This is a genomic window from Kitasatospora sp. NPDC058190, assembly GCF_042883685.1.
In the GTDB taxonomy this organism is placed as follows: Bacteria; Actinomycetota; Actinomycetes; order Streptomycetales; family Streptomycetaceae; genus Kitasatospora.
Genome location: NZ_JBHVVI010000006.1, coordinates 27,883 through 40,791 on the forward strand (window position 1 = coordinate 27,883; position 12,909 = coordinate 40,791).

General features: G+C 73.0%; 14 protein-coding genes. 5 read left to right on the forward strand and 9 right to left on the reverse strand.

What is annotated here, in order from left to right; translation table 11 throughout:
* The first annotated feature begins 250 nt into the window (after positions 1-250).
* Positions 251-574 carry a nuclear transport factor 2 family protein gene (locus ACFVWU_RS04170; RefSeq protein WP_387615284.1) on the forward strand — a complete coding sequence of 108 codons (324 nt, stop codon included), beginning with the start codon at positions 251-253 and terminating at the stop codon, positions 572-574.
* A 9-nt stretch (positions 575-583) separates the two neighbouring features.
* On the opposite strand, the gene ACFVWU_RS04175 is transcribed toward ACFVWU_RS04170, so the two are convergent.
* Complete coding sequence (locus ACFVWU_RS04175) at positions 584-1,804, reverse strand: serine hydrolase domain-containing protein (protein ID WP_387615287.1); 1,221 nt, start codon at positions 1,802-1,804, stop codon at positions 584-586.
* A 100-nt stretch (positions 1,805-1,904) separates the two neighbouring features.
* On the opposite strand from ACFVWU_RS04175, the gene ACFVWU_RS04180 reads away from it, so the two are divergent.
* The 3 genes from ACFVWU_RS04180 (at position 1,905) to ACFVWU_RS04190 (ending at position 5,445) form a co-directional block, all read left to right on the forward strand.
* A complete protein-coding gene (locus ACFVWU_RS04180) occupies positions 1,905-2,423 on the forward strand; it encodes an NUDIX hydrolase (protein ID WP_387615290.1) in 519 nt (172 codons plus the stop codon).
* A gap of 80 nt (positions 2,424-2,503) precedes the next feature.
* Positions 2,504-3,439: a TetR/AcrR family transcriptional regulator gene (locus ACFVWU_RS04185; RefSeq protein ID WP_387615293.1), complete on the forward strand. Its 936-nt coding sequence runs from the start codon at positions 2,504-2,506 to the stop codon at positions 3,437-3,439.
* A gap of 140 nt (positions 3,440-3,579) precedes the next feature.
* The gene (locus tag ACFVWU_RS04190) at positions 3,580-5,445 is read left to right on the forward strand and encodes a hypothetical protein (RefSeq protein ID WP_387615296.1); all 1,866 of its coding nucleotides are present in this window, start codon (positions 3,580-3,582) and stop codon (positions 5,443-5,445) included.
* A 118-nt stretch (positions 5,446-5,563) separates the two neighbouring features.
* Here the strand turns inward: ACFVWU_RS04190 and ACFVWU_RS04195 are convergent, their stop codons facing one another.
* Positions 5,564-6,553, reverse strand: a complete 990-nt coding sequence (locus ACFVWU_RS04195; protein ID WP_387615563.1) for a TetR/AcrR family transcriptional regulator C-terminal domain-containing protein — start codon at positions 6,551-6,553, stop codon at positions 5,564-5,566.
* Between ACFVWU_RS04195 and ACFVWU_RS04200 the strand changes: the two genes are divergently transcribed.
* Positions 6,468-6,677, forward strand: a complete 210-nt coding sequence (locus tag ACFVWU_RS04200) for a hypothetical protein (protein ID WP_387615593.1) — start codon at positions 6,468-6,470, stop codon at positions 6,675-6,677. The two genes, ACFVWU_RS04195 and ACFVWU_RS04200, sit on opposite strands and share 86 nt — an antisense overlap.
* A gap of 99 nt (positions 6,678-6,776) precedes the next feature.
* Here the strand turns inward: ACFVWU_RS04200 and ACFVWU_RS04205 are convergent, their stop codons facing one another.
* From ACFVWU_RS04205 to ACFVWU_RS04235, 7 genes are all read right to left on the reverse strand, one after another.
* Positions 6,777-7,520 (reverse strand): spermidine synthase, encoded by a 744-nt coding sequence (locus tag ACFVWU_RS04205; RefSeq protein WP_387615298.1) that lies wholly within the window; start codon positions 7,518-7,520, stop codon positions 6,777-6,779.
* A 169-nt stretch (positions 7,521-7,689) separates the two neighbouring features.
* Complete coding sequence (locus tag ACFVWU_RS04210) at positions 7,690-8,745, reverse strand: YeiH family protein (RefSeq protein WP_387615300.1); 1,056 nt, start codon at positions 8,743-8,745, stop codon at positions 7,690-7,692.
* An 8-nt stretch (positions 8,746-8,753) separates the two neighbouring features.
* Positions 8,754-9,335, reverse strand: coding sequence for a cysteine dioxygenase (locus ACFVWU_RS04215; RefSeq protein WP_387615303.1), 582 nt, complete (start codon positions 9,333-9,335; stop codon positions 8,754-8,756).
* Between the two features lie 76 nt (positions 9,336-9,411).
* The gene (locus tag ACFVWU_RS04220) at positions 9,412-10,317 is read right to left on the reverse strand and encodes a LysR family transcriptional regulator (protein ID WP_387615566.1); all 906 of its coding nucleotides are present in this window, start codon (positions 10,315-10,317) and stop codon (positions 9,412-9,414) included.
* 145 nt (positions 10,318-10,462) lie between these two features.
* Positions 10,463-11,329: an amino acid ABC transporter permease gene (locus ACFVWU_RS04225; RefSeq protein ID WP_387615306.1), complete on the reverse strand. Its 867-nt coding sequence runs from the start codon at positions 11,327-11,329 to the stop codon at positions 10,463-10,465.
* Positions 11,326-11,970, reverse strand: a complete 645-nt coding sequence (locus tag ACFVWU_RS04230; RefSeq protein ID WP_387615309.1) for an amino acid ABC transporter permease — start codon at positions 11,968-11,970, stop codon at positions 11,326-11,328. The genes ACFVWU_RS04225 and ACFVWU_RS04230 overlap by 4 nt, the downstream gene beginning before the upstream one ends.
* Positions 11,971-11,982: 12 nt before the next feature.
* Complete coding sequence (locus ACFVWU_RS04235; RefSeq protein ID WP_387615311.1) at positions 11,983-12,906, reverse strand: glutamate ABC transporter substrate-binding protein; 924 nt, start codon at positions 12,904-12,906, stop codon at positions 11,983-11,985.
* Between the last annotated feature and the right edge of the window lie 3 nt (positions 12,907-12,909).

Genomic DNA, 12,909 nt, shown 5'->3' on the forward strand with positions numbered 1-12,909 from the left:
TTTTTTTTTTTAATTATATTTTTTTTGGGCGGGGCTGTGGGTATTTTGGTGTTGGTGTGCCCCGTCGGGGTCCCCCCCCCCCCACCGCCACTCCCCGTGGCGGGCCTGTCGGGGCAAATCGCCTGTTTCGGGATCCAAGCACACGAATCTGCCGATTTTGCCGACGCGCCGCCGACATGCCCGGACGCCCCGCGCGAACGCCGTAGACAGGACTCCCCAGTCCGCTCGTTCCCGTTGGGAGTCCCGGCAGATGACCATCGCCCCCGCCAAGCTCACCGACCCCGCCGTCCGCGCCTTCGTCACCGCGGTCAACGCGGGCGACCGCGACGCCTTCTTCGCCCTGCTCACCCCGGACGCGACCATGTCCGACGACGGCTCCGAGCGCAGCCTGGCGGACTGGGCCGACCGGGAGATCTTCGGCCCGAACGGGCGGATGGACGTCCAGAGCGAGTCCACCGGCGGCCACGCGCTGATCGCCGAGTTCACCAACGACACCTGGGGCGTGATGCGCACCACCTGGCGCTTCACGGTCGAGGGCGGGAAGATCAGCCGCTTCGACACCGGCCAGGCGTAGCCGACCGCCTCAGGACAGCCCCAGGCACCCCCGCACCGCGCGGATCAGGTTGCGCGAACGGACGTCCCCGGTGACGCCCGGCTGCATGCCGTTGGTGACGTACCCGAAGCCCAGCCCGAGGTCCGGGTCGGCGAAGCCCAGCGAGCCGCCCCGGCCCGGGTGGCCGAAGCTCGCCGGGGAGGCCATCGGCGCGGTCGGGCCGTGCCGCCAGAAGCCGAGGCCGAAGGTGGAGTTGACGATCAGCACCCGGTCCGGGCCGTTCACCACAGGCCCGACCGCGCGGGCCAGCACCTCCGGGCCGAGCAGCGGCGGCAGCAGCGCGCCGGAGCCGTCCGGGCGGTCCGCCGCGCCGATCAGCGCCGCGTAGAACCGGGCCAGCGAACGGGCGGTGCCGATGCCGCCCGCGCCGGGGATCTCGGCGGCCTGCACCGCCGGGTCGTTCATGTTCACCCCGGGGAGCACCGAGGCGAAGGAGCGGGCGGTCAGCGAGGTCGGGTCCTGGTAGGCGTCCCGGACGGACTGCTTGGGCCGCAGCCGCAGCCCGCTCGGGCCGGTCCGGGCCGCCTCCGGGGCGGGCAGGTCGACCAGCTTGCCGACCCGGGGCGCGGCGCCGGCCGGCAGCCCGATCCACAGGTCCAGTCCGAGCGGCCGGGCGATCTCCTCGGCGAAGTACTGTCCGATCGTCCGACCGCTCACCCGCCGCACCACCTCGCCGACCAGCCAGCCGTAGGTGTACGGGTGGTAGCCGTGCGCGGTGCCCGGCTCCCAGGCGGGCGCCTGCGCCGCGACGGCGGCGACCGCGCGCTCCCAGGTCAGCACGTCCTCCAGGCGCAGCGGCACGTCCAGCGCGGGCACCCCGACCTGGTGCGACAGCAGCCAGCGCACCGGCGCCTCGCCCTTGCCGGCCGCCGCGAACTCCGGCCAGTACGAGGCCGTCGGCGCGTCCAGGTCGAGCAGGCCCCGCTCGGCCAGCAGCAGCGCGGTGGTCGCGGTCAGGCCCTTGGTGACCGAGCGCAGCACCTGGGCGGTGTCCGCCGTCCACGGCACCGCGGGCGCGGGCCGCCCGCCGACCTCGGGCCGGGCGTCGCCGCCCCACAGGTCGACCACCTTGCGGCCGCGCAGGTACAGCGCGAAGGCCGCGCCGAGCTCGCCGTACTCGGCGAAGTTCCGCGCGAAGGCCGCCCGTACGGGCTCGAACCCCTCGGCCGTCTCGCCCCAGATCTCCACCACCGCGCGCCGCCCTCGGTCTGTCCGGATCCGGCCTGTCCGGATCCGCCTGTTTGATCGATCCCGCGTTCGAAGCGGGCCCCGAAACCCTAACCTGTCGGACATGACCAACCCTGCCGAAGAGCTGCTGGACATCGTCGACGAGCACGACCGGATCATCGGGACCGCACTGCGCGGGGAGGTGTACCGGCGGGGGCTCATCCACCGCTGCGTCTTCATCCTGGTTCGCGACCCGGCCGGCCGGATCTTCGTCCACCGCCGCACCGACACCAAACTGTTCGCCCCCGGCGCGTACGACATGTTCGTCGGCGGCGTGGTCGGCTCCGGCGAGACCTACGCCGAGGCCGCCGTCCGCGAGGCCGAGGAGGAGCTCGGCATCCACGGCATCACGCCGCGCCCGCTGTTCAAGTTCCTCTTCCGGGAGCCCGACGGCGGCAGGCTCTCCTGGTGGTGCGACATGTACGAGGCCGAGTGGGACGGCCCGGTCTCCCCGCAGGAGTCCGAGGTCGCCTCGCACGCCTGGCTCACCCCCGACGAGCTGGCCGAGCGCCTGACCCGCGACACCTTCGTCACCGACGGCCGCGAGGCCTACCGCCGCTACCTGGAGCTCCGTGCCGCCTAGGGCCTGTCTCTTGCGTCTTTGCCGGGCCCAGGAGACAGACCCAAGGGGGCGTCTTGCGACCGCCGGATAGGGTGACGCGCATGGCCTCCCGTACGCCGTCACCGACGGCCGACCGCGCAGCACGCACCGCCGCCGCACCCGGCCGAGGAGCCGCGGGTGAGCGGCCGCGCCGCCGGCTGAGCGTGGACGAGCGGCGGGAGCAGCTGATCGCGGTGGCGCTGGAGCTGTTCAGCCGGCGCCCGCCGGAGGAGGTGTCGATCGACGACATCGCCGCCGCCGCGGGCGCCTCCCGGCCCCTGGTGTACCACTACTTCCCCGGCAAGCAGGCGCTGTACGAGGCCTCGCTGCGCCGGGCCGGGCGGGAGCTGTCAGCACGCTTCGAGGAGCCCATGGAGGGGCCGCTGTCGGAGCGGCTGTACCGGGTGATGGGCCGCTACCTCGACTTCGTGCAGAGCCACGGGCCCGGCTTCGCCGCGCTGCTGCGGGGCGGCTCGGTGGCGGCCAGCGCGGGCACCTCCGCGGTGATCGACGAGGTCCGCCGGGCCGCGCACGACCAGATCCTGGCCCACCTGGCGATCCCCACGCCGAGCCCCGGGCTGCGGTTGACCGTCCGGGCCTGGATCGCCAACGCCGAGATCACCTCGCTGGAGTGGCTGGCCGAACGCTCGGTGCCGCTGGAGGAGCTGCAGCTGCACCTGGTGCAGGAGTTCGTCGCCTCGCTGACCCTCACCGCGGCGCGGGAGCCGGCCCTCGCCACCGAACTGGCCTCCTTCTTCGCCGACGAGCGCCCCGACGGACCGAGCGGCCGCCTGGTCCAGGACCTCGCCGCGCTGTTCGCCGTCCCCGGCATCCTCGACGCGGTCACAGCGCTGGCCACCGGAGCGTCGACCCCGGCGGGTCCAGCCTCCGCAGGCCCGGCCTCCGCAGACCCGGCCCCCGCACCTCCGGCCCCCGCACCGGTGGACGAACCGTCCGCGCAGGCCACGGCGGGCTCCGCCGACACCGCGGACGAATGATCATCGGGTGATCCTGCGGTTCGGTGACGACGGTGGGCTCTGATAGGAATGGGCAGGGATCTGACGGCACGCCGCCCGAGCGGGCCCGATCCCACCCGAAACCACCGACGGCAGACGGAGCAGAGCGGGGGGCTCACCAGTTGACCCAGGACGTCCAGTTCAGCGCGGAGGCCAACCCCTTCGCGGCAGCCGAGCAGGTCTGCTCGACCCTCGGCACGCTCACCGACGCCCTCTTCGACGAGCACACCTCGCGCCACCCGGCGGCCTCGCTGAGCGCCCTGCGATCGGCCGGGCACCCCGCTGCGGAGGCGCTGTTCGGCCTTCCGCTGGCGCCCAACGGGCCGGTGCACGCGGCGCTGGACGGGCTCGGCACGGTGATCACCGTCGGGACGGCCCGCCCGGGCACCGGCGCCCCGGTCGCCGACCGGGTGACGACCGCGCTGCACGACCGCTACGGCGGCGGGGTGGTGCGCGGCGCCATCGCCGACCGCGGCACCACCTCGGCCGCGCTGTTCCAGCTGCCGGTCACGGGTGAGTTCGCCGATGCCAAGCTGCGCCCGCCGTTCGCCCCGGCGCTGGCCGCGCTGGCGGCCGGGCAGCAGACCCGGCAGCCGGTCGAACTGGCCACGGGCGCGGGCGCCGAGGTCCGCCTGATCGTCCCGCCGGGCTTCCACCCGCTGACCTCCCCCGGCGGGCCCGCCGGGGTCTCCGCCCGTACGGTGCCCGCGCTACCGGACGGCGGCGACGATACCGACCGGGCCACTGCGGCGGCGGCCGCCGAGCTGACCGGGCACCTGACCGAGGTGGCCGAGGAACTGTTCAGCGCCACCGGACCGGAGCCGCGCCGCGACTTCGCGGTGATCTCCGCGACCCTGACCGACCTGATCCAGGACGCGGGCGTCTGCTACGCGGGCCTGTGCGCGCTGGAACTGGACGGGCGCGCTTCGGACGCCGCCCTGGTCGTCTCGCTCGCCCGGCACCCCTTGCCGATCACCGCGCTCGCCACCGAACTGGCCACCGTACGGCGGCACGCCGAGGTGTGGACGGTGCTGCTGCCGGCCGGACCGGCCGCCGTCCTGGTCGAGGGGCGGACCGTCCCGGTGCCCGGACCGCTGGCCGCCGACGGGCAACGGCGCTGGGTGGTCACCTCGGTCGTCCAGGCCTTCGTCCCGCTGCCGGACGGCGGGACGGTGCTGTGCGCCCAGCTGTCCACGGCGCGGCCGGAGGACTGGGAGCTGTACACGGAGGCGTTCGCGGAGCTGCTGAAGAGCATCCAGTTCGGCTGGGACGGCACGCAGGCCGGGGCGGCTGCCGCGGCCGGGGCGGTCGCCCCGCCCGTGCCGGCGTCCCCGCCCGCCGTTCCGGTCGCTCCGCCGACTGCCGCGCCCACGCTGGAGCAGTCGGCGGAGGAAGCCGCGGAGGCCGCGGAGTCGGTGGAGTCGGTGGAGAAGCCGGTGCACCTGCGCGGCACTCCGGTGCGCATTCCGCCCGCGGACTTCAACCCCTTCGCCCCGGTGGCGGAGGAGCCGACGGACGAGGTCGCGGCCACGGCCACGGCCGCTGCGGCGGACGACGGTCGGCCGAAGGGCACGCCGGTGATGATCCCGCCGCCGGACTTCGACCCCTTCGGCATGATGGGCTTCTCCAACGAGCCCACGGCGGAGCCGACCGCGCAGCGGGATGGGGGCGCCCCGGCTCCCGACCCGTTCGGCACGACGATCGCCTCCGAGCAGAAGGCCGACCCGTTCGGCACCACCGTCGCCGCGCAGGGCCCTGCCGTCCCGCCGCCGCCCGCGGCCCCGCCGACCATCCCGGCCCGGGCCGAGCCTGCGGCGGACACCCCGGCGGCGGACGAGGCGTCGGGTCCGCGCAAGGGCACCCCGGTGATGATCCCGCCGCCGGACTTCGACCCCTTCGGCATGATGGGCTTCTCCAACGAGCCCACGGCCGAGCCCGAGGCGGAAGCGGAGGCCGACGCGGCGCCGGAGCACCGGCCGTTCGGCTGACGGGCGGGCAGCCAACGGGCCGTGGGCGGCGACAGACAACGGCTGACAGCTGACAGATTTCAGATTTCAGCGAACGAAATCTGAAATCTGTTAGCTGTCAGCTGTTAGTGGTCAGCCGTTACTTGTTCCCGCTCCCGCCCCCGGTTTCGTTCCCGCCATCGCTCCCGGCCCGCCGCGCCTCGATCAGCGCCGCCACTCCGTCCAGCATCCGCGCCAGCCCGAACGCGAACAGTGCGTCCAGACTCATGTCGATCTCCGGCCCCCGGTTCAGCGCGTCGAACATCGGGAAGCGCTCCGGATCGGACATCAGCCGGTCGTGGTCCTCGTCGGCCAGCTGGTCCATCCACTCGTCCGCGGACATCCCGCTGTCCTGTTCGGCCTGGGCCTCCCGCTCGAAGTGGACGGCCAGCCCGCAGGTGAAGGCCGCCAGCGAGACGGAGGCCTGGGCCATCTCCTCCCCGCTCAACCCCAGCCCAGCCAGTGCGGCCATCGATCGCTCGGTGTGCAGCGCGGCGTCCGGTGCGAGCACCGGCCGGGTGAAGGACATCGTGGACGCCAGCCACGGGTGCCGCCGATAGATCCGCCACTGCAGCCGCGCGACCTCCTCCAGCTCCGCCCGCCAACCCGGCGCCGATGAGCCGGGCAGCGGCTGCTCCCCGAAGACGGTGCCCATCATCAGCCGCAACAGCTCGTCCTTGCCGGGCACATGGCGGTAGAGCGACATGGTCGCGACGCCCAGTTCGGTGGCGATCCGGCGCATCGACAGCGCCGTGAGCCCCTCCGTGTCGGCCACTCGGACCGCCATCGCGACGACCCGCTCCCGGGTCAGGTCCCGCTCCCCGCCCCGAGCCCGCCGGGCCCCCGACCCACCCGCACCGCCTGGCGCCACACCTGCCGGCCCACCCGAAGCCCGCCCGGCCTCCCGAACCGCCGCAGGAACCGCGGGTGCGGCAGCCACAGGAGCCGTCACCACCGTCCCCACCCCCGGAACGGCCCGGACCAGCCCATCCTCCCGCAGCCGGTTGAGCACCTTGGTCGCGGTGGCCATCGCCACCCCCCACTCCTGGGTGATCCGCCGAGTGGACGGCACCCGGGCCCCGGGCTTCAACTCCCCCGCCGCGATCCTCCGCCGTAGCTCGGCCGCGATCCGCTCCGAGGGCGTCCCGCTCTCCACCACAACCACCACCACCCGCTCGACCACCGCACTAGTGCACCGCAGTCGCACACGCTAGCAGCCGACCACCGGCTCCCTACGGAGTCCAACCGGCACGGGGCTCTTGCCAGTTGACGGTCACCGCGGACAACGGCCGCCCCCGGGTGCCCGGTTCGCCTCAGCCGGCCCGCCGCGCCAGGTGCACCACATCCGGCACACCCCGGCTGACCGGGATCTCATGCGTGGCGACGTCCGAGAAGCCCGCCGCCCGCAGCGCCTCCTCGAAGGCCACGGAGGGCTGCGCACTCCACACCGCCAGCACTCCGCCGGGCTGCAGCCGGTGCCACAGCACCGCGAGGCCGTCCGCACCGTACAACCCGTTGTTGGAGTCGGTGACGGTCCAGTCCGGGCCGTTGTCGATGTCCAGGCACAGCGCGTCGTAGCGCTCGCCGTCGGTCACCGCGAGGTACTCCAGCAGGTCGGTGTGGAGCACCGCGACCCGCTCGTCCTCCAACGCACCGCCGGAGCAGGCGCCGAGCGGGCCGTTGCGGTGCCAGTCGATGATCGCGTCCTCCCGCTCGACGATCGCGATCCGCCCCCAGCGCGGCTCGGCCACCGCGTACGCGAGCGAGAACCCGACCCCGAGCCCGCCGATCAGCACCGACGGCCCGGCCGCACCGTCACCGACAGTGCCGCCCGCACGCTCCCCCGCCCCGCCCGCACGGTCCAGCTCGTCCAGCGCCGCCTGGATCAGCAGCCGCTCGGAGCGCCCGTCGACGGTGTCCATCAGGAAGCAGCCGTTGGCGATGATCTCGTAGTGCCGTCCGCGCTGCCGCAGCACCACCTCACCGAACGGCCCCTCCCGTCGGTCGAGCGTGACGACGGTCTCGTGACCGTCCCGTTCGGGCAGTGCGGTGGTCATGCGTCCTCCTCGACGTACTCGTCAGCAGGACCGTACCTGTGCGGACGATCACCCGCCCGACAATTGACCGAGCCCGTCCGACGAGCGGGCCCGGCGAGCAAGTCCGCCGCTACCGGCCCCACCGGTCCCCCGGCCCCACCGCACAGCGGACCCCGCACGGCCGCACCCGTCAGGTCGTGAGCAGCACCCCCGCGTACGACACGCCCGCGACGACCACCCAGGACCCGAGCCCGAGCAGCGCGATCCGCCCGCCCGTGCGCGCCATGGTCGGCAGGTGCACCGCACTGCCGAGGCCGAACAACGCGGCGGCCAGCAGCAGTTCCTGCGCGTCCCCGGCCAGGTCGAGCGCCCGCTCGGGCAGCACCCCGGTGGTGCGCAGCACGATCATCGCGAGGAACCCGGCGACGAACAGCGGCATGATCGGCGGCCGGCTGCCGCTCTTCTCCCCGCCCGTAGCGGCGGCCCCGCGCGCGTTCCGCCGCACCACCACGGCCACGCCCGCGACCAGCGGCGCCAGCAGCACCACCCGCATCAGCTTGACCAGCACGGCCTCGCGCAGCGCCGCCGGCCCGCCGGTCTGCGCGGTGGCGACCACCTGCCCGACGTCGTGCACGCTCGCGCCGACCCAGCGGCCGAACTCCACCTCGCCGAGCCCCAACGGGTGCTGGAGCAACGGCAGCACGGCGATCGCCAGCGTCCCGCACAGGGTGACCAGCGCGACCGAGGAGGCGACGTCCTCCTCCTCGCTGCCGGCCGCCTGGCTGACCGCACCGATCGCCGAGGCCCCGCAGATCGAGTACCCGGTGGCGACCAGCAGCGGCTGGTCCCCGGGCAGTCCGAGTTTGCGGCCGAGCCACATCGTGCCGGCGAAGGTGGCCGCGACCACCGTGAGCACCATGGCGACGGTGGCCCAGCCGAGGCCGAGCACGTCGTCCAGGCTGAGCTTGAGCCCGAGCAGCACGATCCCGAGCCGCATCAGCCGCTTCCCGGCCATGGACAGCCCCGGCCGGGCGACTCCGCGTACCACGGGGCGCAGCCCGGGCAGGTGGGCCGCCGCCATGCCGAGCACGACGGCGGCGGTGAGCTTGGGCACGGCCGGGACGACCGCGTGGACGCCCAGGGCGGCGGCCACGCCGGCGGCGGCGAGCAGCAGGCCGGGGGCGTCGCCGCCGAGCGGGGGGAGTGAACGGGTGCGGGTGGCCCGCTCCCGGAGGGTGAGTGCCACGCCGCCGCTCACCGCTCCTGATCGGCGGGGAGCCGGTAGACCCGCCGGATGCTGGTGCCGAGCCGCGAGATGTCCGCGCCGTACACGTGGATGGAGATCGCCGTGCTGCTACAGGAGTTGCGCACCAGGTGGATGTCGCCGGGCGGGGCGAAGGCGGCGACGGTCCCGGCCGGGCCCGCCACGTGCTCGGTCTCGACCAGCCGGGCACTGCGCCCGTCGGAGACCAGCCGGTAGCGGATCTCGCTCTCCTGGCCCTGGTGGACACCGGCCACGCACCACGAGACGTGGTCGTGGATCGGGGTCTGCTGTCCGGGCAGCCAGACCAGGGCGACGACGGAGAAGCCGCCGTCCTCCTCGGCGTGCACGACGTGCTGGCGGTAGCGCCGCGGGTCGCCCTCGCGCTGGGCGGGGGTGAGCAGCGCGTCCGGCCCGTCGGGGTCGGCGAGCAGGTGCGGGGCGAGGCGCTCACCGACCAGGTAGGCGGTGAGTTCCGGGGGCAGTCCGCGGTCCACGACGGCGCGGATCTCACTGATCAGCGCGGTCATCCGCTCGGTGAGCCGGTCAGTGCCGACCGTGGTGGGGGATGTCATGGCAGCAGGTTCGGACCTACTGACCTATCACGTCCAACGAGGGTTCGTAAGCGATACCCCCATTAATGCTTATGGATCAGCATCCGACCCGGCTCGCCGCCGCCTGCCGGAGGTGGTCCAGCACCAGTCCGGTGGCCGGGAGCCGCCGGTGCTCGCTCAGCACGTACGCGCTCACCTGCCGGCGCAGGTGGGGTTCGACGGCCCGCCCGGTGACCTTGCGGTGGCACATGAAGGAGAGCACCAGGGCGGGCATCAGCGCGATCCCGACCCCGGCGGCGACCAGGCTCTGCACCGCGAGGTTGTCGTCGGTGGAGAACACGATGTCGGGCGCGAAGCCCTCCTCGGCGCAGACGTGCAGCAGGTTGGCCCGACAGCGCGGACAGCCGGCGATCCAGCGCTCGCCGTCCAGGTCGGCGAGCCGTACGGCGTGCCGGCGACCGAGCGGGTGCCCGACCGGCAGCAGCACGGTGAGCAGATCCTCCATCAGCGGGATCTCGTCCAGGCCGTCCGGCACGTCGGTCGCCGCGCCCGGGTAGCGGAAGGCCAGCGCGATGTCGCACTCGCCGCGCAGCAGCCGCTGGACGGAGTCCGGCGGCTCGGCCTCCAGCAGCTCGACCCGCACGCCGGGGTGTTCGGCGAGCAGTCGGGCCATCGCCTCGGGTATCAGGGTGGCGTTGGCGCTGGGGAAGGCGCAGACCCGGACCCGTCCGGCGCGCAGCCGGGCGAGCGCGGCGAGCTGCTGCTGGGCGGCGGAGAGGCTGCCGAGGATCAGTTCGGCGTGCCGGGAGAGCGCCTCGCCGGCCTCGGTGAGCCGCAGGCCGCGCCCGGCGCGGGTGAACAGCGGTACGCCGACGCTGCGTTCGAGGGCCTTCATCTGCTGGGTGATGGCGGGCTGGGTGTAGCCGAGTTCCCGGGCCGCGGCCGAGTAGGAACCGGCCCGGACCACCTCGTGGAACGTCCTGATGTGCCGCGAGTCGAACACCGGCTCCATGGCCCCTCCGCCCGGTCGTCTCCGCTCTTCCCCGCAATCATAAGAGGAATTTGGAGGTAGCGACCCTGCCCCCACCCGCACCTATGGTTCAGTCCCGAACCAAGCTTCCCACTGCCGCAGCGCCACTGCCCCGAACTCACTGCGCCGAGGGCGGCAACCCCATCGCGACCCCGGCCTTCGCCACCGGAGCCCCGCCGCGCACGCTCGGGCTGCGCCGGCTGCGCCGCTCGACGAAGCGGGCGAGCCAGGACAGCAGCAGACACATGCCGATGTAGATCGGCGCGATCACGATCACCACCGGGATGAACGGCAGGTCGTAGTCCAGGTTGGTGGCGATCAGCTTGCCCGCGTGCAGGAACTCCTCGTAGGTGATCAGGAACCCCAGCGAGGTGTCCTTGAGCGCGACCACCAGCTGGCTGATGATGACCGGCAGCATCGCCCGGTTGGCCTGCGGCACCAGCACGTACACCATCACCTGGGTCTTGCGCATGCCCAGCGCGTACGCCGCCTCCCGCTGCCCCTTGGGCACCGCGAGCACGCCGGCTCGGAACACCTCGGCCAGCACCGAGCCGTTGTAGAGCACCAGCCCGGTCACCAGCGCCCACAGCGGCTGCACCTTGAGGGCGACGAAGACGAAGAAGATCATCACCAGTAGCGGCATGGCCCGGAAGAACTCCACCACCAGCGTGGCGAACCAGCGCACCACCCGGTGGTCGGACAGCCGCCCGGCCGCGAACAACGCGCCGAAGGGCAGCGCGAACAGTGCCGTCCAGCCGAAGGCCCGCAGGGTGTTGCCCAGCCCGCGCAGCAGCAGGTCCTGCACGCCCCGGTACTCGAAGGGCTCCCACTTGGCGTAGGTGAACTGCTGGGTGTGGAACAGCATGTAGACGACCCAGCCGATCAGCGCCGCGATCAGCAGCAGCGCGATCCCGCCGTACAGCCGGTGCCGGGCCAGCGCCTTCGGGCCGGGGATGTCGTACAGCGCCGAGGATTCAACGGTCATCGGGACACCGCCACTCGTCGTTCCAGCAGGTTGAAGACGGCGCTGACGGCGAAGGTGATGATCAGGTAGCCGACGGCGATCCAGACGAAGGTCCAGACGATGCTGTAGCCCAGCTCGTTGATGGTCCGGTAGGTGCCCAGCAGCTCGGTGACGCTGAAGGAGCCGGCGATCGCCGAGTTCTTGACCAGCGCGATCATCACACTGCCGATCGGCCCCACCACCGAGCGGTACGCCTGCGGCAGCACCACCAGGCCCATCGTCTGCCCGAAGCTCAGGCCCAGGCTGCGGGCCGCCTCGCCCTGCCCGGACGGCACGGTGTTGATGCCCGAGCGCATCGCCTCGCAGACGAAGGCCGAGGTGTAGCAGCCGAGTGCCAGTACGGCGAAGGTGTAGAAGGGCAGGGTGATGTTGAACCGGGGCAGGCCCAGCACCACGATGAAGAACAGCAGGGTCAGCGGCGTGTTGCGCAGCAGCGTCACCCACGCCGTCCCGAACACCCGCAGCGGCCGCACCGGCGAGACCCGGAAGCCCGCGATCAGCACGCCCAGCACCAGCGACAGCACGGCGCTCACCGCGAACAGCGAGAGCGTGCCGAGGAAGCCGTCCCAGTAGGTCGACCAGTTGTCGGTCAGCGTTTTCACGGCGCGGCCCTCTCAGTACCGGTCGATCGGCGGCGGGGTGGGCGCGGGCTCCCCGGACAGGCCGAGGGTCGCGTCGAAGGCCTTCGTCCAGTCGCCGTTCTGCTCGTGGTGCGCCAGCGCGTCGTTCAGCGCGCCGCGCAGCACGGTGTCGTTCTTCGGAGTCCCGATCCCGTACGGCTCGGTCGAGAACAGCGGGCCGACCACCTTGAGCTCGTCCGGCACCTTGGCCGCGTAGCCCAGCAGGATCGCGTTGTCGGTGGTGACGGCGTCGACCTGGCCGGTGATCAGGTTGTCGACGCAGGCCGAGTAGGTGTCGTAGCCGATCAGGTGCGCCTTGGGGTACTGCGACTGGATGCGCTGGTACGGCGTCGAGCCGGCCGCCGAGCAGACCTTCTTGCCGTCGAGGTCCTGCGGCCCGTGGATGCTGTTGTCGTTCTTGCGTACCAGCAGCGACTGCCCGGCGAGGAAGTACGGCCCGGCGAAGCCGACCAGCTTCTTCCGGTTGTCGTTGATGGTGTACGTGCCGACGTAGTAGTCCACCTGGCCGTTCTGCAGCGCGGTCTCGCGGTTGGCCGAGGCGATGGTCTTGAACTGGATCTTCTCCGGCCCGAAGCCCAGCGAGGCGCCGACCATCTTGGCGATCTCGATGTCGAAGCCGGAGTACACACCGGTGGCCGGGTTCTTCTGGCCCAGGTAGGGCTGGTCCTCCTTGACGCCGACCACCAGGTGGCCCCGGGCGCGGGCGGCGTCCAGGGTCGGCGAGCCGGTGATCGAGGAGGCGTTCTGCACCTGGTAGCTGGGCAGCGCGCTGGGCTGGGGGCCCCTGGGCGGCGGGGTGCCGGCCTTGCCGCAGCCGGCCGCCAGGGCGGTGAGCAGCAGGACGGCGGCGAGCAGGCGGCGGCGCGCCCGCGCGGTGAGCGTCGTCTTACGGGTCACGGC

Bases quoted from the DNA above. Each gene is read 5' to 3' on its own strand.
- ACFVWU_RS04170 (WP_387615284.1), top strand. From the start codon at position 251: ATGACCATCGCCCCCGCCAAGCTCACCGACCCCGCCGTCCGCGCCTTC.
- ACFVWU_RS04180 (WP_387615290.1), top strand. From the start codon at position 1,905: ATGACCAACCCTGCCGAAGAGCTGCTGGACATCGTCGACGAGCACGAC.
- ACFVWU_RS04185 (WP_387615293.1), top strand. From the start codon at position 2,504: ATGGCCTCCCGTACGCCGTCACCGACGGCCGACCGCGCAGCACGCACC.
- ACFVWU_RS04205 (WP_387615298.1), bottom strand. From the start codon at position 7,520: ATGACCACCGCACTGCCCGAACGGGACGGTCACGAGACCGTCGTCACG.
- ACFVWU_RS04215 (WP_387615303.1), bottom strand. From the start codon at position 9,335: ATGACATCCCCCACCACGGTCGGCACTGACCGGCTCACCGAGCGGATG.
- ACFVWU_RS04225 (WP_387615306.1), bottom strand. From the start codon at position 11,329: ATGACCGTTGAATCCTCGGCGCTGTACGACATCCCCGGCCCGAAGGCG.